The sequence below is a fragment of the Burkholderia sp. AU28863 genome, from assembly GCF_002223195.1.
GTDB classification, from domain to species: domain Bacteria; phylum Pseudomonadota; class Gammaproteobacteria; order Burkholderiales; family Burkholderiaceae; genus Burkholderia; species Burkholderia sola.
This window is the reverse complement of sequence record NZ_NKFE01000008.1, coordinates 850,636-872,868: the sequence shown is the minus strand read 5'-3', so window position 1 is coordinate 872,868 and position 22,233 is coordinate 850,636. Positions and strand designations below refer to the sequence as shown.

The following is a 22,233-nucleotide window of genomic DNA, read 5'->3' as shown; positions in this document are numbered from 1 at the left end:
TGCGCGCGGCCGCATGCCGGTCGCATGCCGCCCGCCCGCGTCCGCGCCGTCAGGCCGGCCCGGTCGTGTCCGCCTCGGTGTCGAACGACGTATCCGCGACGCGCGTCCGTTTCAGCGAGCCGGCCAGTTTTTCGATCGCATGCAAGTCCAGCGCATCGAGGTGCGCGCGCACTTCCTGCGCGAACGGCGCATGGTCCGGCTCGTCGGCATACTGGCCGAGCCATTCCTCGATATCGGTCAGCCGGCCCTCGCCGGCGAGCGCGATCAATTCGGCGAGCGCGTCGGCGGGCGGGCAGCGCATCGCGGGCGCGGCGCTGGCCGGTTCCGCTTCGACGGCGGGATCGAACCGCCTGACGAGCCCCGACGCCGGCGCGAGCGCATGGCCGAGGGCCGGCGCGACGACGGCGAACGAGAACGTCGTGCCGACGCCCGGCTGGCTCGCGACGGCCAGCTCGCCGCCCATCGCGGCGACGATGCGCTGCGCGATGAACAGGCCGAGCCCGGTGCCGCCGTTCACCGCCTGCACCTGCTGGTACGCGCGGAAGATGTCATCGGTCGCGGCGATGTCGATGCCGATGCCCGTATCGGCGACCTCGAACAGCAGGCGCCATGCATCGCCTTCGCGCGACGCGTGAACCGACAGCGCGACCGTGCCGTCGCGCGTGAATTTCGATGCGTTCGACAGCAGGTTCAGCAATACCTGTTGCAGGCGAATGCCGTCGATCAGCACCGTGCGCGGCAGCGCCGTGACCGGCCGATAGACGAACCGGTTGTGCTGCTGCTCGCACAGCGCGGCCGCGTAGTGGCCGATGTCGTCCAGCAGCCCGGGCAGGTCGGTGCGATCGGGCGCGACGCCGAGCGGCTGGAGTTCGGCCTTCGTGAACGCGAGCAATTCGTCGATCAGCGCGAGCTGGTAGCGGATGCTGCGGTCGATCGACCGGATCAGCCGCGCCTGCCCGCGCGTCGCGCCTTGCAGCAGCAGCTTCGCATAGCCGTTGATCGTCGACAGCGGCGCGCGCAGGTCGTGGCTGACATAGCCGAGCGTCTCGATCTTCTGCTGCATGTGCGTCTTCGACTGCTGCAACGCTTCGTTGAGCGCCACCGTGCGCCGCGCGACCTCGTCGCGCAGCCGGTCCTGCTCGGTGAGCTGCCAGTGTTCGAGCCGCTTGCGTGCCTCGGTGCGCTGCCGGCCCACGTGGTGGATCCACGCGGCCAGCACCAGCAGGTGCGTCGCCAGCCCGATGATCGCGATGACGGGGTTCGGAAAGACGTCCGAGTGGATCCACGACAGCACGGACGGCAACGCATCCCGGCCGTCGAGTATGCGGATCAGCATGTTGAACGTCGCGAACCCGACCGCGATCAGCATCACGCGGGCCGTCGGGGTGCGCCGGATCACGAGCATCAGCGCGAGGCTGATGTTGACGAGCGCGAGCACGGTGTTCAGCCACAGGCAGAACCGGGCGAAGGTCGCCAGATCGCCGAACGCCGCGCCGGTCATCCCCGCGCATTCGAGCGCGAGAAACACCACGTACACCGCGCGCATCGGGATGTTCGCCTTCTCGCGATGCGAGACCATCAGGATGAAGGCGATGAAGCACGCGACGGACAGGTACACGAAGATCGTTTCGCCGCGCGTCGACCACTCGCGCGCGCCGGGCGACAGGAGCATCGCGAGATAGCCGCGGTACGCCGCTTCGAACAGCGCGGTGTTCAGGGTCAGCGCGGCCAGCACGTGGAACACGCCGCTGCGCGAGAAAAAGCCGATCAGCAGCGCACACCAGACGAGGGCGAGCAGCCCGCCGAAGAACCCGAAGTTCCACATCGACGCGTGCAGTTCCTGCGCAATCCACGCGTCGCGGGTGAACGCGGCCGGCGCAAGCCGCATTTCCTTGCGCGACGTGATGCGGATCAGCACGGGGAGTTGTTCGCCCGCGCGCAGCGTGACGTCGAGAGTCGGGTAGCGCGACGGCGCATCGAGCGCGTCGCCGCGGTCGGTCGGGAAGCTGCGCTCGAGCGTCCATTGGCCGTGCCGGTCGACATAGAAGTCGGCGCGGTCGACGCGCGCGTCGCGAATCGCGAGCACCAGCGGGCGTGTCTCGCTGTCGCGGTTGACCAGCGTCGCGCGAACCCACCAGGCCGAGCGCGAAAACGACACGTTGAACACGGGAGGGGAGGCAGCGGCCGCGTGGCGGGCCGGGTCGGCGAGCCGGGCGGCGACCGCGTCGGCCGACAGCGTCTTGCCGGCGTCTTCGAAAACCGATACGGCTTCGAGTGGCGCGGGATTCGGCGCGGTAGCGGCACGCGCCGTCGCGCACGTCGCGGCCAGCGCCGCCAGAAGCAGGAGCAACGCGCGAAACGCACGATCTCCCGCCGCCCATGCCGCGTAGCGCCTACGCATCGCCGTGGCGCCCGCCCGGCGCGGCCGGCGCGTCGACCGCGTGGCGCTGGCGTCGCCAGTCGGACGGCGTGATGCCGAAGCGTTCGCGAAACGCCGTCGCGAAATTGCCGGGGGTGGAGAAGCCGATTTCCTCGGCGATGTCGCCGATCCCCATCGACGTTTCCGACAGGAAGTGCATCGCGGCGCGCAGCCGCGTGTCGCGCAGGTACTCGAATACGGTCTGGCCGAGATGATCGCGGAACACGCGCGACAGCCGCTTTTCGTGCGTGCCGACCTGCTTCGCGAGATCTTCGAGGGCCGGCGGATGGCGCAGGTCGCGCAGCAGCACGTCGCTCGCCGCGCGCACGAGCGCCGCGTCGGGGTTGTCGGGCAGTTCGGGCAGGTGCGCGAACGGCTGGCTGCGCCGCACCCGCTTCAGGTGATTGCGGATGCGCGCGATGACTTCCGCCGGTTCGAACGGCTTGATGATGTAGTCGATCGCACCCGTTTCGAGCCCCGCGATCCGATCCTCGAGATCGCCCGCGGCCGTCAGGATGATCACCGGAATGGATTGCGTCGACGGCGTCGACGCCAGCAGCCGGCTCGCGGCGAAACCGTCCATGCGCGGCATGCGGACGTCCATCAGGATCAGGTCGGGCGCGATGGCCTGCGCGCGGTGGTAGGCCTGCAGCCCGTCGAACGCGACGCTGATCCGGCACTGCGCGGTGCGCAGGATTTCGGTCAGGAGCCGCAGGTCGTTCGGGCGGTCGTCGACGATCAGAATATGGGCGCCGGCGAGATCCGGCGTGGTGCGTGGCGACGCCGAACTGGACAGGCGGGATGACATGGTTGCGAACGCGTTGGAAAGGAGTGGCGTGTCAGGTCGGAGGCATCGCAATCTGTACGATTATTGCAAAAAATTATATGTCGACAGCCGCGTCGATAGTGAGGATTCCGTGCGGCGCGTGGGGGCTTGTCGCAGCGGCGTCGCGGGGGCGCGGCGGTGTCGTCCGTTCGTCGGGAAAATGAGTCGGAAAAATGTGCCGAATCGATTTATAAAATTCCGGTCTTTATTTCCGGTTAAATGACGGCTGGAATGGAAATGGCCCGAATGATGAATTCATGCAAATAATGTCGAATTCGATGGTGATGCTGTAAATAGAATCCACCGATTCCTTGTCGGTATATCGAGTTCTGGCCGAATACGGGCCGGTATTCGTCTTTCCGAAAAATCGGATTTTTCATTTTGATGTGTATGAATGTAAAAGCCGTCCGCTCCGGAAAAGGATTTTTCCGCTGCAGAAAAGGTTTGTTTGGACGAATATCGGCACACTAGCTCCAGAGCGGCTGGAATCGGTTTTCTGGATGTGTCCGGGCGCCATGAAAATTGCTATCGCCGTCGCTTCATGGGTAGCCAATATTCAATGTCACATCGATTGATGGCATTCCAACGGGCTGTGCGGTCGATTACAAAACGATAACAGGCACGAGGGTAATGAAAACGTCATCATCCGCGAAATTCACAGATAAACAAGATGAGTCGCGAAATGACGGGGTTGGTCTGGGTGTGAGGCATCGGGCGAGAAGAAATCGTCACGAAAATTCGATCGATTAATTCGATGCCGGGGTCGTTCGGTGAGTGGCCGGTTTTTTCCGGAGATCCGGAAAAGCCGGACGCCGCCGGACGGAAAGGGGTGAGTGACTTCGCGTGGGCCGCCGGGCGGATGGATCGATCCGGAGGTCGCGCGTGGCGCGCTATCGAATCAGGCGGATACGAAAAATATGAATACGACAAGCATGGCGGGTCAGGGCATCGGGTCGATAGACCCGGCGCCGGCTGTCAGCGTCAGCGATCCGGCGGCGCATCCTTCAGACCCGGGGACGGCGTGGCGCCTTTCGCCGCCTGAATGAAACATGACGGGCCGCCCGCGGTGCGGGCCGGCGTCCGTTCGTCCAGCGTCCGAACGACGCTTTTCCAGTGAAATTCGAAGTCGCCCTTCGGCGGGTGCGACGGTGCGCGCGCGTGCGGATTCGCGACGCGTCGTGCGTCGTGTCGCCGGCGGGTAGGCGATGTCGACTTCCATGAATCGATAAACGGCGATTGCTGTTGCGCATCGTGCCGAACGGGCATGCGCGGCGATCGGTCGTGCACTCGCGACGTGAGTCGAGCGTGTCGGGCAACGCTGTTCGTAATTTTTATTAGTAATACGAAGTGAGAGGGGAGGCGTCGCGAGACAGGCGAAAGCGGAGAAGGTCCGCGCGTCGCCTGACGCCGCGTTCGCTGTTGCGTCATCCAGCACAGAACCGAGGGAATACAAGATGAACAAGTCGTTCAAGTCGATCTGGAACGAAGCATTGGGAGCCTGGGTTGCGGCTTCGGAGCTTGACCGGGCGCGCGGCAAGCGCGTGGCGTCGTCGAGGCGTGCGTCGGAATGCACCGCGCACGGAGAAGCCGCAACGCACGAGGGCATGCCGTCGGCGCCTTCGGTACTGAGACTGGCCGTGCTGACGGCGACCGCTTGCCTCGGGTTGTTCCATGCGAGTGCACATGCGCAGTACGCGCCGGATGGCGGTACCGCGTCGGGCGGCACGACGGCGATCTCGATCGGCCTCGGTTCGACTGCCGCGCAAGAGAATTCCACTGCGCTGGGCAACCTGTCGACAGCGCAGGGGTTGTCGGCCACCGCGCTGGGCCCGGGCGCGCATGCGATGGGCGATGGTTCGACGTCCGTCGGCATCAACTCGCAGGCGACCGGCGTCAACAGTTCAGCGCTCGGCGTGCAGGCGATCGGTTCCGGCGCCTACTCGGTCGCGATCGGCAACCTGTCGAGCGCGACCCAAAGCGGCTCGGTCGCGATGGGCAGCGGTGCGGCGGCGACCGGCGTTTCCGCCGTCGGGCTCGGCAACAACGCGTTGGCATCCGGCCAGTACGCTGCAGCGCTGGGTCTCGGCGCGAGCGCGGCCGGCGCGCAGAGCGTGGCGCTCGGCTATGCGGCGCATGCGACCGACACCGGCGCGGTCGCGGTCGGGAACCAGGCGACGAGTACGGGCGCGGCCGGCGTGGCCGTCGGCAGCGGGGCACTGACGACCGGTAATTCCGGCGTCGCGATGGGCGTCAACAGCGGCGCGAAGGGCACCGCGTCGATCGCGATCGGCTGGGGCGGCACCGCCGGCGTGCCGGGGTCGGGCACGCAGTCGCTCGGCACGAGCTCGATCGCGATGGGCTCGAACACGTCGGCCGGCGCGGACAATGCGCTGGCATTCGGCCTGAACGCCAACGCGTCGGGCGTCAGTTCGATCGCGATGGGCGTGCAGTCGACCGCGACGCAGCAGTTCGCGACCGCGCTCGGCAATCTGTCGCTCGCGACCGGCGTGTCCGCCAGCGCGCTGGGACCCGGTGCGACCGCGTCGGCCACGAACGCGACGGCGGTCGGCATCAACAGCGTCGCGGCGGCGACCTCGACCGTGGCGATCGGCGATTCCAACTCGGTTGCCGCGGCAGCGGGTGCGGGGTCGGTCGCGGGCGGCTATGGCTCGAAGGTGCTGGGCGGCACGGGCGCCGTCGCGCTCGGTTTCGGCCAGACGGTGAGTGGCGACGGCGCGGTCGCGATCGGCGATCCGAGCACCGCGATCGGTACCGGCGCGGTCACGATGGGGTCGAACAACACCGCGAACGGCGACGGCGCGGTGGCGATCGGCAATACCAACAATGCGCAGGGCACGGGTTCGCTGGCGCTGGGCAATACGTCGACGGCAGCGGCGGCGGGGGCGGTCGCGTTCGGTGCGTCTGCCGTGGCCAACAACGCAAACGATGTCGCGCTCGGCTCGGGATCGACGACGGCCGCGCCGAATCCGACGGCCAGCGCGGTCATCGGCGGCGCCACGTACACCTTCAACGGCATCAACCCGACCAGCGTCGTCAGCGTCGGGAAAGCGGGCAGCGAGCGCCAGATCACCAACGTCGCGGCCGGGCGGATCAGTTCGGCGAGCACGGACGCGATCAACGGTTCGCAACTCGCCGCGACGAACACGGCGCTCGATTCGCTGTCGACGTCGACGGCGTCGAGCATCACGTCGTTGTCCACGTCTACGTCGACCGGCATCGGTTCGTTGTCCACCGGTTTGAGTTCGACCAACAGCACGATCACGTCGCTGTCCACGTCGACGTCGACGGCCGTCGGTTCGCTGTCCACCGGCCTGAGCTCGACCAACAGCAATCTGACGTCGCTGTCCACGTCGACGTCGACGGTCGTCGGTTCGTTGTCCACCGGTTTGAGTTCGACCAACAGCAACCTGACGTCGCTGTCCACGTCGACCTCGACGGTCGTCGGTTCGCTGTCCACCGGCTTGAGCTCGACCAACAGCACGATCACGTCGCTGTCCACGTCGACGTCGACAGTCGTCGGCTCGCTGTCCACCGGCCTGAGTTCGACCAACAGCAACCTGACCTCGCTGTCTACCGCCACGTCGACCGGCATCAGTTCATTGTCGACCGGCCTGAGCTCGATCACGAACAACAACACTAACCTCGGCAACAGCACGGCCGGCGCGATCGGCGGCGGCGCCACCTACGATCCGACCACCGGCACCATCTCCGCGCCGTCGTACGTGACGTACAACAGTGACGGCTCGACCACCATCAACAACAACGTCGGCTCCGCGATCGACAACATCAACGCGAACGGCATCAAGTACTTCCACGCGAACTCGACCGCGCCGGACAGCCAGGCGCGCGGCCTGGACAGCGTCGCGATCGGCCCGAACGCGATCTCGCGGGTGGACGGCAGCATCGCGCTCGGCTCCGGCTCGGTGGCCGACCGCGCGACGGCGCCCGCGTCCGGCATCATCCGCAACGGCAGTGCGTCGATCCCGTTCGACACGACCGACCAGACGCTGCTCGGCGCAGTTTCGGTTGGCGATGCGACGAACCGGACGTATCGCCAGATCACCAACGTCGCCGACGGCACCGGCCAGCAGGATGCGGTGACCGTGCGGCAGCTGACCGGCGCGCTGCAGTCGTTCGCGGTCACGGGCCAGAAGTACTTCCACGCGAATTCGACGGCGGGCGATTCGCTCGCGGTCGGCGCGGAATCGGTCGCGGTCGGACCGACGACGGTCGTCAACGGCGACAACGGCGTGGGCATCGGCAACGGCGCGATCGTCGACCAGACCGCGCCGGGCGGGATCGCGATCGGGCAGGCGGCGAGTTCCGCGCAGGCCGATGCGATCGCGCTGGGCAGCGGCGCGACGGCGACCGGCGCGCAGTCGGTCGCACAGGGGGCGAATGCGGTTGCGGTCAGCGTGGGCAGCGTCGCGCTCGGCTCGGGGGCGCGCGGCAGCGCGACCGACGCGCTCGCGCTCGGCGCAGGGGCCTCGGCGACGTTCGCGAACAGCGTGGCGTTGGGTGCCGGTTCGCTCACTACGGTCGGCGCGCTGACGAACTACGTCGCGTACGGGCTGAGCAGCCCGCAGTCGTCGGCCGGCGAAATCAACGTCGGCAACCGGCAGATCACCGGGCTGGCCGCCGGCAGGAACGGCACGGACGCGGTGAACGTCTCGCAGCTCGATTCGGTCGCGAACCAGCTGACGACGCTGATCGACCAGCGCACGACCAACCTCGGCGGGCAGTACACGACGAACCCGACCGGCGGCAACGTGCCGCCGGGGGCGAGCGGTTCGAATTCGTCGGCGGGCGGCTCGGGGGCGGTCGCGTCGGGCTCGAACAGCACGGCGGTCGGCAATAGTTCGACGGCGTCCGGCAACGGCTCGACCGCGATCGGCGTGGGGTCGACCGCATCGGGCAACAACTCGACGGCACTCGGCGCGGGCAGCAACGACGGCGGGCGCTCGAACGTCGTCGCGGTCGGCTCGGGGGATTCGCCGCGGCAGGTCGTGAACGTCGCGGCCGGCACGCAGGGCACCGACGCGGTGAACGTGAACCAGCTCAACGCGGTATCGAACCAGTTCACGCAGTCGCTGAACACGGTCAACAACCAGCTCACGCAGATGCAGCAGCAGATTCAGCAGACCGATTCGATGGCCCGCGAGGGGATCGCCGCGACCGCCGCCCTGGCATCGATTCCGCACATGGACCGCGATTCGAACTTCGCGATGGGGGTCGGCACGGCGACGTTCCAGGGCCAGAAGGCCATGGCGGTCGGCGTGCAGGCGCGCATCACGGAGAACCTGAAGGCGACGGTGAACGGCGGTTTCGCCGGCAGCCAGCGCGTCGTCGGCGCGGGCATGCTGTATCAGTGGAAGTGATCGCGGGCAGCGGTTCGTTCCGGCACGAGTTGCCGGAGCGGGCCGCGCCGAAAGCAAACGCACGCGCGTGCGGCCGCGTCATCGCGCCGCGCACGCTGCGCCCATCGCATTCTCGGAGTCATCAAGTGAAAAACATCCATCTTGCCCTGCTGGCGTCCGTCGTTGCCCTCGCGGGCTGTTCGAGTGCGTCGGGGCCGACGTACAACGCGTACGAACTGCAGTCGCGAAACGGTATCCGGACGTTCCAGGTCGACTGCCACGGCATCCTGTCGACCGCGAAGACGTGCATGAAGGTCGCGACGCGCATGTGCGGCAACGAGGCCGTGCGCCTGGTCGACACCACCACGCCCTACCGCGACGGCGCCGATCCGCATTCGATCGTGTTCCAGTGCGGTGCGGCGCCCGCGCCGGCCGCCGCGGCCGTTGCACCGGCGCCCGCGCCGGCCGAGAAGGTGAGCCTGACCGGCGACGCATATTTCGCGACCGACTCGGCCGTGCTGACGTCCGCGGCCACCGCCGCGCTCGACGCGCTGTTGAACCGGCAGGGCGACCGGCATTTCTCGCGCGTGGAAGTGGACGGCTATACCGACGCGACCGGTTCGGACGCGCACAACCAGGCGCTGTCGAAGCGCCGGGCGGATGCCGTCGCCGGGTATTTGCGCGAGCACGGGCTGAAAGCGGATGCGTTCGCCGCGGCCGGTCACGGCGAAGCCAGTCCGGCGGCGTCGAACGATACCGCCGAAGGGCGCGCGCGCAATCGTCGCGTGGAGATTTCGCTGCAGAAGTAGGACGCTGCGACCCAGTTGCCGCCAAGCGCGGCCGTCGAAGCCGGACGGCTCGCTTGCGGCAAGGATGTTCGACACAGACGAGCGCGGCGGGAAAGGCGCGTCGCGGCGTGCGCATGCGGTGTCCGTCACAGGAACGCCGCCGTCGCACGACGACCGGCGTCCCGCACGCGGATCGCCTTCGGTACCGGGCCGGGGATCGGCGTTCAGTGCCTGATCATGCAGACGGCCACGATCTCGTACCCCGGGTCGGCATGCGCGCTCGCGGCTTTTTCCGCTTCGTCATACGAACCAAAGGATGCGGCGTCTTCGATTGCCGGTGCCATGCCGATATCGCCGTCCTCGGCGGTGCACAGGAACTGCTCGCCGGTTTTCACGACGTAGATGGACATCATGGTTCCCTCCATCGTTTTGCAGGGGGAAGTTTCAGTCTAGCAGGCAGCAACGAAGTCGGCAGTTGATGCGAATCCGGCCGTCAATCGGGGCCGGTTTGCCGATTCGGCCGGCCGTGAAGGGCCGGATTCGCAGCCGTGGAGCGGTGGGCACGGAGCGGGGCCGCGATGCGCGCGGGAGCGAAAAGCCGTGCACAATGCGCGCATGCGCACCCCTGATCTTGAATGCCTTGTCGCCGTCACGATGCCCTTCGGAAAATACAAGGGCCGACTCATTGCCGACTTGCCCGGCCCCTACCTCAACTGGCTGGCGCGCGAAGGATTCCCGCGCGGGGAACTCGGCCGACAGCTCGCGCTCATGCACGAGATCGACCATAACGGCTTGCGGCACCTGCTGGAGCCGCTGCGCAAACCGGCTTAGCGCGGCGTCACGCGCCGCGACAGGCGCTTGTCGACCTCGCCGCACTGCATGCCCCGTCGGCGGGAGCAGGCTTCGGAGCGTGGACGGCCGCGACGAGCACATACAATGTGTGCGTTCGTCGGTTGAGTGCCGCGCGCACCCCGACTCCTTCCGCGCATCTCGAGGGCCAGCATGGAAATCAAATGGATCGAGGACTTCCTCGCCCTCGCTCAATATCAAAGCTTTTCCCGGGCCGCTGAATTTCGCAACGTCACGCAATCGGGCTTCAGCCGCCGCATCCAGTCGCTCGAACAATGGATCGGCGCGGAGCTGATCGATCGCAGCAGCTTTCCGCCGGTGCTGACGCCGGCCGGCCGCCTGTTTCGCGAGACGGCGGAGGACGTGCTCAGCCGCCTGTTCGACACCCGCGCGATCATCCGCACCGAGCAGCGGATCGCCGGCAAGAGCCTGCAGATCGCCGCGGGCCACACGATCGCACTGAGTTTCCTGCCCGGCTGGCTCAAGGCGCTCGCGCCGCATTTCGGCGAGGTGCGGGCGCGCGTCATTCCGACCAATGTCCACGATTCGATCCTGATGCTCGTCAACGGCAACTGCGAGCTGATGTTTGCGTACCACCATCCTGAATTGCCGCTTCATCTCGATCCCGCGAAGTACGCGCACCTGACCGTCGGGCTCGACACGTTGATGCCGGCGTGCCGGCCGAACCGTCGGTCCGCGCCTGCATTCCGCCTGCCCGGTACGAAGCAGCATCCGCTGCCGCTGATTTCGTATACGGAGACCAGCTACTTCGGGCGCTGCCTCGCGCTGCTGCTCGGCCGCGCATCGGACGCGCCGGCATTGCAACTGCACTACGAGTCCGACATGGCCGAAGTGCTGAAGAAACTCGTGATGGAAGGCGAGGGCGTCGCATGGCTGCCCCGCAGCGCGATCGGCGCCGAACTGGCGTCCGGCGAACTCGTGCCGGCCGGGCCGGCGGCGTGGAACCTGGAAATCGAACTGCGCGTGTATCGCGACGTGTCGAACCGCAGCGAATTTCTCGACACGCTGTGGCAGCACCTGCGCGCGGCGCCTTCCCGGCTCGGCTGAGCCGGGGGTTTTCCCGCGTTATGCGGGGCTCGCATACCGCCATGTTGCTCCGGCATCACGTTTTTTTCGGTCCTCCCTACCATTCGTTCCAACGGCAAATGTGACGCATGACACGCGTCGCGCGGCCTTCTTCGCCACGCTCGTCCGCCTTCCGGCGGCCGGGCGCCACCCACGGACGAACGGACATGAAAAATCGCCTTACCTTGAGCATCGCAGTCGGCATGATCGCAGGTGTCGTCGCCGGTTATGCGTGCCACGCGACTATCGAGGACCCGGCCCCGCTCAAAGCAGTCGCCGGCTATTTCTCGATCGTCACCGACATATTCCTGCGGCTGATCAAGATGATCATCGCGCCGCTGGTGTTCGTGACGCTCGTATCCGGGCTGGCCGGCATGGACAGCGGCGGCGACGTCGGGCGCATCGGCCTGCGCTCGATCGGGTGGTTCGTCTGCGCGTCGCTGATTTCGTTGAGTCTCGGCTTCGCGATGGCGAATGCGCTGCAGCCGGGCGCCGGCCTGAACCTCACGGCCACTGCCGGCGAGGCCGGCGCCGGACTGAACACCGCCGCGCTGAACGCACGGGACGTGATCACGCACGCGTTCCCGACCAGCCTGCTCGACGCAATGGCGCGCAACGACATCCTGCAGATCCTGGTGTTCTCGGCGTTTCTCGGCATCGCGTTGAGCGCGCTGAAGCACGACGAGCGCGTGAGCGTCGTGATCCGGTCGATCGACGGGATGGTGCCGGTGATGCTGCGCCTGACGAACTACGTGATGCGCGCGGCGCCGCTCGGCGTGTTCGGCGCGATCGCGTCGTCGGTCACGCTGCGCGGGCTCGACGTGATCTATACGTACGGCAAGCTGATCGGCGCGTTCTATCTCGGGTTGCTCGTCCTCTGGGCGATCCTGATCGGCGTCGGCTACCTGTTTCTCGGACGACGTATCGGAAGCCTGCTGAAGGCCGTACGCGAACCCGCGCTGATCGCGTTCTCGACCGCGAGCAGCGAGGCCGCGTATCCGCGGCTGACCGAGCAGCTCGAGCAGTTCGGCGTCGACAAGAAGGTGGTGGGCTTCACGTTGCCGCTCGGTTATGCGTTCAACCTCGACGGCTCGATGATGTATCAGGCGTTTGCCGCGCTCTTCATCGCGCAGGCGTTCGGTGTGCACATGCCGTTGTCGGAGCAGGTGTTCATGCTGCTGGTGCTGATGTTGAGCAGCAAGGGAATGGCCAGCGTGCCGCGCGGGTCGGTGGTCGTGGTCGCGGCGGTCGCGCCGATGTTCCATCTGCCGGTGGCCGGCGTCGCGCTGGTGCTTGCGATCGACCAGATCCTCGACATGGGCCGCACGATGACGAACGTGATCGGCAACAGCGTGGCGACGGCGGTGATCGCGAAATGGGAAAGCCGGCGCGCCGCGAAGCCGCGGGACGCCGTGTTCGACCGGCCGGAGCTGAATGCATGATGCGCACGGACAACGTGACCGCGCGGCGGACTTTCGGCGTGGTCGGCGGCCTCGGGCCGCTGGGCAGTGCCGACGTGTTCTTCAAGATGGTGAAGGCGACGCCTGCGTCGTCGGACGACGCGCACCCCGAAGTGATCTTCGAGCAACACCCGTTCGACGGCTCGGGGGAGGGGAGTGCCGCGACCGCCGAGCGCAAGCTGTACGTGTTCGACATGATCCGGCAGCTCGAGAAGCGCGGCGTGACGACGGTCGTGCTGCCGTGCTTCCTGAGCCACACGTTCATCGACGAGCTGAAGGCGAATACTTGCCTGCCGATCGTGGATATCGTCGAAGCCGTTCGCAGTCATGTGCGGCGCACGCACCCGGACGCGACGCGTATCGGCGTGCTGGCTTCCGACTACGTGCGGGACAAGCGGCTCTTCGATGCGTATTTTCCGTCGCCGCGGTTCGAAGTCGTCTATCCGCGGCCGCACGACGGGATCGACCTCGTGACCGAAGCCATCTACGGCGCCGACGGCATCCAGCGCGGCAATCTTCGGGGGCGTCCGGTCGAGTGGTTGCGCCGCGCGTGCGACGACCTGATCGATCAGCGTGTGCACGTGATCGTCCCCGGCCTGACCGAGATCGCGCTGGTCGCCGATGCAATCCGTCCGCGGCGTGTACCGCTGGTGGATTCGAACCAGGCCTATGCGCAGTACGCGCTGACCGAACAGCCGGCTTTGCGTGCGGCGGCGTTCAAGCTCGGCGTGGTCGGCGGCGTCGGCCCAGCCGCGACGGTCGATTTTCTGGACAAGATCGTGCGCAACACGCCGGCGTCCCGCGATCAGGACCATGTCAAGCTGCTGGTCGAACAGAATCCGCAGATTCCCGATCGAACGGAGAACCTGGTGGGCGCCGGCGCGGACCCGACGATCTCGCTGTACGCCACCTGCAAGCGGCTCGAGGAAGGCGGGGCGGACGTCATCGCGATTCCGTGCAACACCGCGCACGCGTTCGTCGAACGGATTCAGCCGCACCTTGGAATTCCGATCGTCAACATGCTGACCGTGACGGTCGCGCACTTGCGCGATACGTGGCCGGCGCTGCGCGAGGTCGGCGTGCTGGCGACGTTCGGCACGATCGCTAGCGGCGTCTATCAAAAGGCGCTCGAATTGCAAGGGCTCCTGCAAGTCGCGCCGACGGCCGCGTTGCAGGCGCGCGTGATGGAGGCGATCTACGGCAAGCACGGCGTGAAGGCCGGCTTCACGACCGGGCGGTGCAAGGAGGATATCGGCGCGGCGGTCGACGCGCTGATCGCCGACGGCGTGCGCGTGATCGTGCTCGGCTGCACCGAGCTGCCGATCCTGCTGCCGGGCGGCGAATACGTCGCGCGAAATGGCGAACGCGCGACGCTCGTCGACCCGACCGACGTGCTCGCACGGTCGTGCATTGCCTATGCGGCGGGCGGCGGCTGAACGGATTCCGGCCCGACGTGGGCGTTGACGCGGTGCCGGCCACGCCAGGCCGTCAAACTTCCTGACCCTGTACGTTCGCCGCGTCTTTCCGTCGCTCCGCGATGTTCGTCGGCATGACGACCGCCGTGCCTTCCACCACGACGAGACCGTTGACTTCGCAACAGGTTTCCAGCACGACCCGCCGCCGGCTCGCGAGAATCTCCTTGACCGTCACGGTCGCGCAAACCGTTTCGCCGAGCTTCACCGGGCGCCGGAATTGCAGATCCTGCGACAGGTAGATCGAACCCGGGCCGGGAAGGTGCGTCGCAATGGCCGCCGATATCACCGAGGCGGACAGCATGCCGTGGGCAATGCGGCCGCCGAATCGTGTCTGCTTCGCATAGGCGTCGTCGAGGTGCACCGGATTCTTGTCGCCCGACGCGCTTGCAAAGAGGAACACGTCGCGCTCGGACAGTGTTTTCAGGAAGCGCGCACTCATGCCCGGGATGAGATCCTCGAGATCGTATCCGCCTTCGTCGTTCATCGTCTGTTCCCGTATCGTTCGTACCACGTCGTGTTGGAGGGGCGAGCGTCGTCGTTCGCTATGCCGCTGCGCTTTCCTGTTGCGGCGCCGTGCGCACATCCGGCGACGCGAACAATCGATTTGCCGAGTCAAGCGCCCATTGCGCGGCGAGCACACCGGCGTGCGGCAATGCGCCGACGATGGCATCGATGATTTCGCGCTGCGATGCGCCGAGCGACAGCGCCCCGCGCATATGAGCCGCAAGTGCGTCGACGTCGGCATTGCGGGCGACGCAAGTCAGGCAGGCGATGGCCGTCAGGTGTCGTGCCTTCGTGTTTTCGATCGAAGCCGGCTGCGACGTCGACGCCTGAAGCTCGTCGAGGCAACGAGATAGTTCGCGCGACATATCGGTGTATGCGCCGGGCGCGTCGATGCGGCGTTCGGACGCTTCCGGCGCTTCCGGTGCGGTGACTGCGTTCGCCTGCGCCGAACCGGGGCAGCCGTCCGCCGCATCGAACACGGCGAGCGCAATGCGCGACACGGGCAGCACCAGCGGCCAGCCGATATAGCCGGTGAGTTGAATCAATACCTCGGTCAGTTCACTGCGCGTCCAGCCGACATCGAGACAGACCCTCAACTGCTGGCGGACCGCGTCGTGCCGATTTTCGAGTGCGATGACGATCGCGAGCGTCGCGAGTCCGCGCTCCTTGGGCGTCAGCGCATCGAATGGCCGCTGCCGACGCTGCAGCAGGTAGGCGAGCGCGCAATCGTACCCTTCAACGAGATCGGCCACGTGGTCGGCGCCGACGCCACGCTCCCGCAGCAACGCCGCGACGTGGAGCATGCCGGCCATCGCCACCGGCACCCCTGCGTAGTCCAGCGTCAGCAAGACCGTTTCGAACAGCGCCTCGGGCGTCCAGCCCGTGTTCAACATGCCGCCCGCGTGGTATCTGAGTGCGGAATCGGCATTGCCCATCGTGGTCAGCGCCGCGACGGTCACCAGTTCGCGGTTTTTCAGCGACAGATTGGGGCGGGCAATGATGTCCGCATAAGCGCCCTCGACGAGCAGTCGCCCGAAATCCGGATCCAGGCGATCGAGCGCGGCGCTGAGGCCGCTGAAGCCTTCGACGCCAATGGCATGGATGACGGACATGCCGAGTTCATGTCTGGATATCGTGTTCGCGTGCATGGTTGACTCAATCGGTTGAACGCTGAAGCCACTGACGTTCCGGATGATATTCGCCCGCTAGAAAATCAAATTTGAACTTTTATGAACTTTCATCTTCGCCCGGTTTTCGCCGTCTAGAATCGTCCCGACTACGAGATGGCAATTGGATTCAGACGGGTGGAATGGATCAACGGATGGCTATCAGGAATCCGTCATATCAACGCAACCGGGAGAGTGCAGTGTCGAGATTTCAAGATAAGGTCGTCCTCGTGACCGGCGGGAGTTCGGGCATCGGTCGCGTCACCGCGTTGCGGTTTGCGGCGGAAGGCGCGCATGTCGCGATCGCATCGCGTCGTACCGACGAGGGGCTGGCCGTCGTCGAGGCAATTCGCACCTCGGGCCGCAACGCGATGTTCGTGAAGACCGATGTCTCCCGCGCGGACGATTGCGCAAATGCGGTCGCGCGAACGGTAAGCGAATTCGGCCGGCTGGATATCGCCTTCAATAATGCCGGCGTCGAGTCGTTCGGCAAGCCGGTGGCCGATACCGACGAGGCGAGCTGGGATTTCGTCGTGGACATCAACCTGAAAGGGATGTTCCTGTCGATGAAATACGAAATTCCGGAAATGCTGAAAACAGGCGGCGGCGCGATCGTCAATATGTCGTCCACTTACGGAATAGTGGCATCGGCATTCGGCGGCTGCGCGTATCACGCGTCGAAGGCCGGCATTCTCGGCCTGACGAAAGCGGCGGCGCTCGAATATGCGAAGCAGAATATTCGCGTCAATGCGATTTGCCCGGCCTTCGTCGCGACGGCGATGGTCGAGAAGTTTCTCGGCGAGACCGGCATGACCGATCAGATCAAGGCATTTCATCCGGTAGGCCGCCTGGGGACCGAAGACGAGATTGCGAAGGCGGTCCTGTTCCTCGCGAGCGAAGAGTCGTCGTTCATGACGGGCACTGCGCTCTCCGTGGACGGCGGCATGGCCGCGGCCTGACCTGCGAGCGTCATCTCAATCGAATCGGATCTTTTGGGGATATCAATATGGATGCCAAAGTATTGGATATGGCGGTCGAAACGAGACGTGACCAGTCTGAATTGTTCGAGATCGGCAGCCCGATTCCGCTCGGCGTCGTGCCCGCGAAAATGCATGCATGGACGATTCGCCGCGAGAATCACGGCGAGCCCCAGCGCGCGTTCACGAAGGAAATCGTCGACGTGCCGTCGGTCGGCCCCAACGACGTGCTGATCCTCGTGATGGCGGCGGGCGTCAACTACAACGGCGTGTGGGCAGCGCTCGGTCAGCCGTTCTCGGTGCTCGACCTGCACGACGATCCGTATCACATCACCGGGTCGGACGCCGCGGGCATCGTCTGGGCCGTCGGGTCGAACGTGAAGAAGTGGAAGGTCGGCGACGAGGTGGTCGCGCATTGCTCGCAGGTCGACGGCGACGACGAGGAATGCAACGGCGGCGATCCGATGCTGTCGCCGTCGCAGCGCATCTGGGGTTACGAGACCTCCCATGGCTCGTTCGCGCAATTCGCGCGCGTCCAGTCCACGCAGCTGATGCCGCGCCCGAAGCATCTCACGTGGGCCGCGAGCGCGTGCTACACGCTCACGCTCGCCACCGCATACCGGATGCTGTTCGGACACAAGCCGCACGTGCTGTCGCCGGGCCAGTCGGTGCTCGTATGGGGCGCGGCAGGCGGATTGGGCACGATGGCGATCCAGCTCGCGGCGCTGGCCGGCGCGCGCCCCGTCGCGGTGGTCTCCGACGATTCGAAGGCGGAATTCGTCAAGCGGCTCGGCGCGGTCGGCGTGATCAACCGCTCGAACTTCTCGTGCTGGGGCACGCCGCCCTCCGTCGATGAAAAAGACGCGTACGCCACCTATGTCGACGGCGTGAAGAAGTTCGGCAAGGCGATCTGGGATGCGCTCGGCGAAAAGCGCGACGTCGACATGGTGTTCGAACACCCGGGCCGCAATACCTTCGCGCCGTCCTGCTACGTCGTGAAGCGCGGGGGCATGGTCGTCTTCTGTGCGGCGACGAGCGGCTACGACCTGACCTGCGATGCACGCTACGTATGGATGCGGCAAAAACGCATCCAGGGCAGTCACTTCGCGAGCCTCAAGGAAGCGGCGCAAGCGAACCGGCTCGTGATGGGCGGCAAGATCGATCCGTGCCTGTCGGAAGTGTTCCCGTGGAACCGCCTGCCGGACGCGCACGCGAAGATCCGCTCGAACGAGCACTTGCCGGGCAACATGGCGGTGCTGGTCCAGGCGAGCAGTCGCGACGATCTCGACGCCGCGCGTCGCCACTAGCCACGAAGCATTCTTCTTGCTGAGAGAACGGTATGGATCGGTCAACTACTGACGCGAAACGCGTCGCCATCATCGGCATGTCGTGCCGTTTTCCCGGTGGTGCGTCGTGCGCGTCGAGCTATTGGGCGCTGCTGAATTCGGGCCGCACCGCGATTCGCGAAACACCGCGCGAGCGGTTCGATATCGACGCATTCTATTCATCCGATCCGCATGAACCGGGCACCACGTATTCTCGCGTGGCCGGCTACGTCGACGATCCATTCTGCTTCGACCGCAAGCTCTTCCGCACGTCGGCGGCCGAGGCGATGGAGATGGATCCGCAGCAGCGCTGGATGCTCGAACTCGCATGGGCCGCGCTCGAAAACGCCGGCATCGCGCCGGGGCAGCTGCGCGGCACGAACGTCGGCGTGTTCATGACGACGGGCGAAGCCGACTATGGCCGGCGCACGGTATGGTCCGGCGATCCGGAGCGCATCACCACCTATTCGAAGCTCGGCAATCTGCGCGCGATGGCGCCGGGCCGCGTCGCGCACGTGCTGGGCCTGAGCGGGCCCGCGATCTTCGTCGACACGACGTGCTCGTCGTCGCTCGTCGCGATCCATCTTGCCGCGCAGAGCCTGCAGGCGGGCGAATGCGACGTGGCGATCGCCGGCGGCGTGAACCTGATCCTCGGGCCGGAGGAAACGATCGGCGTCGCGCGGCTTCAGGCGATGTCGGCGTCCGGGCAGTGCCGTCCGTTCGATGCGAACGCCGACGGTTATATTCGCGGCGAAGGCGGTGGCGCACTCGTGATGAAGCGACTGGACGATGCGCGCTCGCACGGCGACCGCATCGATGCCGTGCTGGTGGGGTCGGCCGTCAACAGCGACGGGGCGAGCAACGGACTCACGGCCCCCAACGGCGCGGCGCAGGAAGCCGTCATCCGTCGCGCGCTGGCTCGCGCGGGCATCCGTCCGGAAGCCGTTGCGTACGTGGAAGCGCACGGCACGGGCACCGCACTCGGCGATCCGATCGAGCTCTCCGCGCTGCGCAACGTCTATGCGCGCCACGCCACGCGCGACAAACCGGTTCGGGTGGGCTCCGTCAAATCACAGCTGGGCCATCTGGAGGGCGCGGCCGGCATGGCCGGCTTCATCAAGGCGATGCTGGTCCTGCGTCATCGACACGTGCCGGCGCAGGTGAACTTCACGACGCCGAACCCGCGTTTCCAATGGGAAGGCGCGCAGCTCGAGATCCCGCGCGAAGGTATGCCGCTCGGCGAAGGCGACGCGTTGGTTGGCGTGAGCGGCTTCGGCATCACCGGCACGAACGTCCATCTGATCCTTGCCGCGCCGGACCGCACCCCGGATGCCGCCGTGCACGTCGCACGGGAACGGGTGCTGACGCTCTCGGGTCGGTCGCCGGAAGCGCTTCGACGTGTCGCCTCGGCATGGCGTGCATGGCTCGCGGAGACGTCGACGCCGTTGCGCGATGCGTGCCACACCTCGTGCATGCGGCGCGACCATTTCGATCATCGCGTCGCGCTGGTCGGTTCGACGAAAGGGGATTGCGTTGCGGCGCTCGACGCGTTTCTCGCGGCGGATCCTACGGGGCGATGGCACGCGGGCGAGCACCCGAGAAAGCCACGCGTCGCGTTTCTGATACCCGGTCAAGGGGCGTGGCAGCCCGGCATCGGCGCGAATCTGTACGACGAGAACGGCATGTTCCGCAAACATGCGGATGCATGCGTCGGTCAGCTCGACACAGAGACGGCGCGGCAGGTTCTCGATGCGATTCTCGGCCGTACCGCCGAATCCGTGCGCCATCATCCGGGGCAGCTCGCACACTTCATCGTGTGTTACGCGCTGGCTCGTACATGGATGGACCTTGGCGTCCGGCCCGACCTATTGATCGGGCATTCGCTCGGCGAGCATGTGGCGGCCGTGATCGGCGGCGTGATGTCGCTCGGCGACGGCCTCAAGGCTGTGGAGGCGCGTGGCCGGCTGTTCGACACGGCGACGCCGGCCGGCGCAATGCTCGCGGTCGCGGCCGGCGCCGACGAGCTTGCAGCGCGCTTCACGTTCGACACGGACCTGTTCGTGGCCGGCATCAACGGGCCCGGGCAAACCGTCGTGAGCGGGACGAAGGCCGCGGTCACGCAGGTTCACGACGCGATGGTCGCGGCCGGCAAGCGCGTGTCGCTGCTCAAGACCTACGACACGCCCGGCCATTCGCCGATGTTGCGGTCGATGCGCGATGCATTCCGGCACGCACTCGAACCGCTGAAATTCGCGTCGCCGTCGATTCCGATCATTTCCACGCTCACCGGCGAACGCGCGACGGACGCGATAGCCGGCGTCGAGCACTGGCTCGATCTCGTGGAGCAGCCGGTGCGCTTTCATGACGCGCTGGTCGCCGCATCCGACGGCAAGACGGTGTTCGTCGAAGTGGGGCCCGGTGCGGCGCTTGCCAAGCTCGCGCGCGCGGTCGCCGGCGGCGACTGGCAGTGCGCGATCTCGTCGCTCGCCGACGGGCCGGAAGGCGACGATGAAACGGAATCGACCGGCTTTGCGCATGGATGTGCGCGCCTCTACAGCGTGGGGCAGAAGATTGCGTGGAGTCGCCTGTATGGCAACGCGCCGCGGCCGGCCGAAGCCCCGGGCTATCCGTTCGAGGCCGAGCGCTTCGAGTTGCCGTTCCCGGATCGTGTGGTGGCGGGCTCGGCGTCGCGCGAGCAACTGCACGACGTCGCGGCGAACGACGCACGCGGGCAAGCAGCGCTGCAAGCATCCGACGTCCGCGATGCGATCGCTCATGCGAATACAGGACAGGTGTTGGCGACATTGCGTGCGATGGCGGCGGCTGTCGCATCCGACAATGTCACCCTCGCCGACGACGTTTCGCTCGTCGGTCAGGGGCTGGACTCGCTGGCGTTGACCGAACTGCGTGTGCGCCTTCAGCAGCACTTCGGCCGGATGCCGCCGGTTTCCATGCTCGCGCGCGGCGCGTCGCTATCGTCGCTTGCAACGTGGCTGGGCGCGTCGCACCACGCGCCCGATACGGAACCCGGAGCGCACATCGCGCAGCCGGAGCCCGCCGCGGCGGACGATCGCGATCTCGTCGTCACGCTACGCTCGGGCGTCGGGCCGCTCGTCGCACTCGTGCATCCGGTCGGTGGAAACGTGCTCTGCTATCAGGATCTGGCTGCCGCGTGGCCCGGCGATCCGACGATCGTCGCGGTCCGCCATCCGTACGCGGACCCGGGCCGCGCGCCGACGTATCTGTCGATCGGGCAACTGGCGTCGCGCTATCGTGCGGCGCTGCTCGCCGCACACGGCAAGCTGCCGGACCTGCTGGGCGGCTGGTCGTTCGGCGGCATCGTCGCGCACGAGATGGCCGCGCAGTGGGAAGCGCAGGGGCTTGCCGCGCCGCCGTTGACGATCATCGATTCCCCGCTCCACGACGGCGAATTCGCGATGCGGCTGCGCGAGCTCGATGGCGAGTTTTCGGCCGTGGAGGTCACGCAGGTTGTTGAATCGTGGCTTGCCGATCCGCGTTTCGATGCGATGCTCGATCGTGACTTTTACCTCGGCGACGTACGGCGGCGCGCGGACCCCGCGATGTTCGCGCATATCGCACGGCTGCACGCGGCCAGTGCGTTGGCGCTCGCGCGTCACCGGCCGCAACAGGTGCACACGCGCATCGCGTACGCGTTTGCCGCCCGCACGCCGGGCAACCTGTCGGGCGCGCAGGCGACGCAGAGCCTGCGGCTTCTCACGCGCGGCGACATCACGGTGAGCGTGTTCGACGACGATCACAACTCGATCGTGCGCGAACCCTCGGCGCGTCGCGTCGCGGAGTGCTTCGGTGACGGCGTCGGCACCGCGGATGCGGTGGCCGACTCGCTCGCGCGGGCGACGTCCATCTAGGCGGCGTGTGTCGGCTTCAATCGGTTCACCCATACAAGGCCCGGTCCGTGCCGCGCCTTTCTTTCTCAATCCGACAGCAGGAGATCGATG

14 protein-coding genes are annotated in these 22,233 nt (G+C 66.6%); 9 read left to right on the top strand and 5 right to left on the bottom strand.

Features of this window, described 5'->3' with window-relative positions; all coding sequences use genetic code 11:
* Nucleotides 1-49 precede the first annotated feature (49 nt).
* A complete protein-coding gene (locus CFB81_RS33720; protein WP_089438017.1) occupies nucleotides 50-2,401 on the bottom strand; it encodes a sensor histidine kinase in 2,352 nt (783 codons plus the stop codon).
* On the bottom strand, nucleotides 2,394-3,227 hold the full coding sequence (locus CFB81_RS33715; protein ID WP_069619856.1) for a response regulator: 834 nt from the start codon (nucleotides 3,225-3,227) through the stop codon (nucleotides 2,394-2,396). Before CFB81_RS33715 ends, CFB81_RS33720 begins: the two co-directional genes overlap by 8 nt.
* Nucleotides 3,228-4,699: 1,472 nt before the next feature.
* On the opposite strand from CFB81_RS33715, the gene CFB81_RS33705 reads away from it, so the two are divergent.
* Nucleotides 4,700-8,644 carry a YadA-like family protein gene (locus CFB81_RS33705; RefSeq protein ID WP_089438016.1) on the top strand — a complete coding sequence of 1,315 codons (3,945 nt, stop codon included), beginning with the start codon at nucleotides 4,700-4,702 and terminating at the stop codon, nucleotides 8,642-8,644.
* Between the two features lie 125 nt (nucleotides 8,645-8,769).
* On the top strand, nucleotides 8,770-9,432 hold the full coding sequence (locus tag CFB81_RS33700; RefSeq protein ID WP_089438184.1) for an OmpA family protein: 663 nt from the start codon (nucleotides 8,770-8,772) through the stop codon (nucleotides 9,430-9,432).
* Between the two features lie 203 nt (nucleotides 9,433-9,635).
* Here the strand turns inward: CFB81_RS33700 and CFB81_RS33695 are convergent, their stop codons facing one another.
* Nucleotides 9,636-9,824 carry a hypothetical protein gene (locus CFB81_RS33695; protein ID WP_059583815.1) on the bottom strand — a complete coding sequence of 63 codons (189 nt, stop codon included), beginning with the start codon at nucleotides 9,822-9,824 and terminating at the stop codon, nucleotides 9,636-9,638.
* 202 nt (nucleotides 9,825-10,026) lie between these two features.
* Between CFB81_RS33695 and CFB81_RS33690 the strand changes: the two genes are divergently transcribed.
* The 4 genes from CFB81_RS33690 (at nucleotide 10,027) to CFB81_RS33675 (ending at nucleotide 14,242) form a co-directional block, all read left to right on the top strand.
* A complete protein-coding gene (locus CFB81_RS33690) occupies nucleotides 10,027-10,242 on the top strand; it encodes a DUF3820 family protein (RefSeq protein ID WP_069619858.1) in 216 nt (71 codons plus the stop codon).
* A 171-nt stretch (nucleotides 10,243-10,413) separates the two neighbouring features.
* Entirely contained in the window at nucleotides 10,414-11,328 is a 915-nt protein-coding gene (locus tag CFB81_RS33685; RefSeq protein WP_069619859.1) for a LysR substrate-binding domain-containing protein, read from the top strand.
* Between the two features lie 185 nt (nucleotides 11,329-11,513).
* Complete coding sequence (locus CFB81_RS33680; RefSeq protein ID WP_089438015.1) at nucleotides 11,514-12,788, top strand: dicarboxylate/amino acid:cation symporter; 1,275 nt, start codon at nucleotides 11,514-11,516, stop codon at nucleotides 12,786-12,788.
* Nucleotides 12,785-14,242: an amino acid racemase gene (locus CFB81_RS33675; RefSeq protein ID WP_371090907.1), complete on the top strand. Its 1,458-nt coding sequence runs from the start codon at nucleotides 12,785-12,787 to the stop codon at nucleotides 14,240-14,242. The genes CFB81_RS33680 and CFB81_RS33675 overlap by 4 nt, the downstream gene beginning before the upstream one ends.
* A 52-nt stretch (nucleotides 14,243-14,294) precedes the next feature.
* Here CFB81_RS33675 and CFB81_RS33670 read toward each other — a convergent pair whose 3' ends face one another.
* Both CFB81_RS33670 and CFB81_RS33665 read right to left on the bottom strand, forming a co-directional pair.
* Nucleotides 14,295-14,765 carry a MaoC family dehydratase gene (locus tag CFB81_RS33670; protein WP_069619861.1) on the bottom strand — a complete coding sequence of 157 codons (471 nt, stop codon included), beginning with the start codon at nucleotides 14,763-14,765 and terminating at the stop codon, nucleotides 14,295-14,297.
* Between the two features lie 58 nt (nucleotides 14,766-14,823).
* Complete coding sequence (locus CFB81_RS33665) at nucleotides 14,824-15,897, bottom strand: carboxymuconolactone decarboxylase family protein (protein ID WP_069619862.1); 1,074 nt, start codon at nucleotides 15,895-15,897, stop codon at nucleotides 14,824-14,826.
* A 197-nt stretch (nucleotides 15,898-16,094) separates the two neighbouring features.
* Here CFB81_RS33665 and CFB81_RS33660 point away from each other — a divergent pair, with 197 nt between their 5' ends.
* Genes CFB81_RS33660 through CFB81_RS33650 form a run of 3 tightly spaced genes read left to right on the top strand, consistent with a single transcriptional unit; the run spans nucleotide 16,095 to nucleotide 22,143 of the window.
* Nucleotides 16,095-16,910: an SDR family NAD(P)-dependent oxidoreductase gene (locus tag CFB81_RS33660; protein ID WP_256976420.1), complete on the top strand. Its 816-nt coding sequence runs from the start codon at nucleotides 16,095-16,097 to the stop codon at nucleotides 16,908-16,910.
* 47 nt (nucleotides 16,911-16,957) lie between these two features.
* Entirely contained in the window at nucleotides 16,958-18,235 is a 1,278-nt protein-coding gene (ccrA, locus tag CFB81_RS33655; protein ID WP_179236141.1) for a crotonyl-CoA carboxylase/reductase, read from the top strand.
* A gap of 32 nt (nucleotides 18,236-18,267) precedes the next feature.
* The gene (locus CFB81_RS33650; RefSeq protein WP_089438012.1) at nucleotides 18,268-22,143 is read left to right on the top strand and encodes a type I polyketide synthase; all 3,876 of its coding nucleotides are present in this window, start codon (nucleotides 18,268-18,270) and stop codon (nucleotides 22,141-22,143) included.
* Nucleotides 22,144-22,233: the final 90 nt, after the last annotated feature.

Excerpts from the sequence above, each read along its gene's own strand:
- CFB81_RS33720 (WP_089438017.1), bottom strand. The coding sequence starts at position 2,401 with ATGCGTAGGCGCTACGCGGCATGGGCGGCGGGAGATCGTGCGTTTCGC.
- CFB81_RS33715 (WP_069619856.1), bottom strand. The coding sequence starts at position 3,227 with ATGTCATCCCGCCTGTCCAGTTCGGCGTCGCCACGCACCACGCCGGAT.
- CFB81_RS33705 (WP_089438016.1), top strand. The coding sequence starts at position 4,700 with ATGAACAAGTCGTTCAAGTCGATCTGGAACGAAGCATTGGGAGCCTGG.
- CFB81_RS33695 (WP_059583815.1), bottom strand. The coding sequence starts at position 9,824 with ATGATGTCCATCTACGTCGTGAAAACCGGCGAGCAGTTCCTGTGCACC.
- CFB81_RS33690 (WP_069619858.1), top strand. The coding sequence starts at position 10,027 with ATGCGCACCCCTGATCTTGAATGCCTTGTCGCCGTCACGATGCCCTTC.
- CFB81_RS33685 (WP_069619859.1), top strand. The coding sequence starts at position 10,414 with ATGGAAATCAAATGGATCGAGGACTTCCTCGCCCTCGCTCAATATCAA.
- CFB81_RS33680 (WP_089438015.1), top strand. The coding sequence starts at position 11,514 with ATGAAAAATCGCCTTACCTTGAGCATCGCAGTCGGCATGATCGCAGGT.
- CFB81_RS33675 (WP_371090907.1), top strand. The coding sequence starts at position 12,785 with ATGATGCGCACGGACAACGTGACCGCGCGGCGGACTTTCGGCGTGGTC.
- CFB81_RS33670 (WP_069619861.1), bottom strand. The coding sequence starts at position 14,765 with ATGAACGACGAAGGCGGATACGATCTCGAGGATCTCATCCCGGGCATG.
- CFB81_RS33665 (WP_069619862.1), bottom strand. The coding sequence starts at position 15,897 with ATGTCCGTCATCCATGCCATTGGCGTCGAAGGCTTCAGCGGCCTCAGC.
- CFB81_RS33660 (WP_256976420.1), top strand. The coding sequence starts at position 16,095 with ATGGATCAACGGATGGCTATCAGGAATCCGTCATATCAACGCAACCGG.
- ccrA (WP_179236141.1), top strand. The coding sequence starts at position 16,958 with ATGGATGCCAAAGTATTGGATATGGCGGTCGAAACGAGACGTGACCAG.
- CFB81_RS33650 (WP_089438012.1), top strand. The coding sequence starts at position 18,268 with ATGGATCGGTCAACTACTGACGCGAAACGCGTCGCCATCATCGGCATG.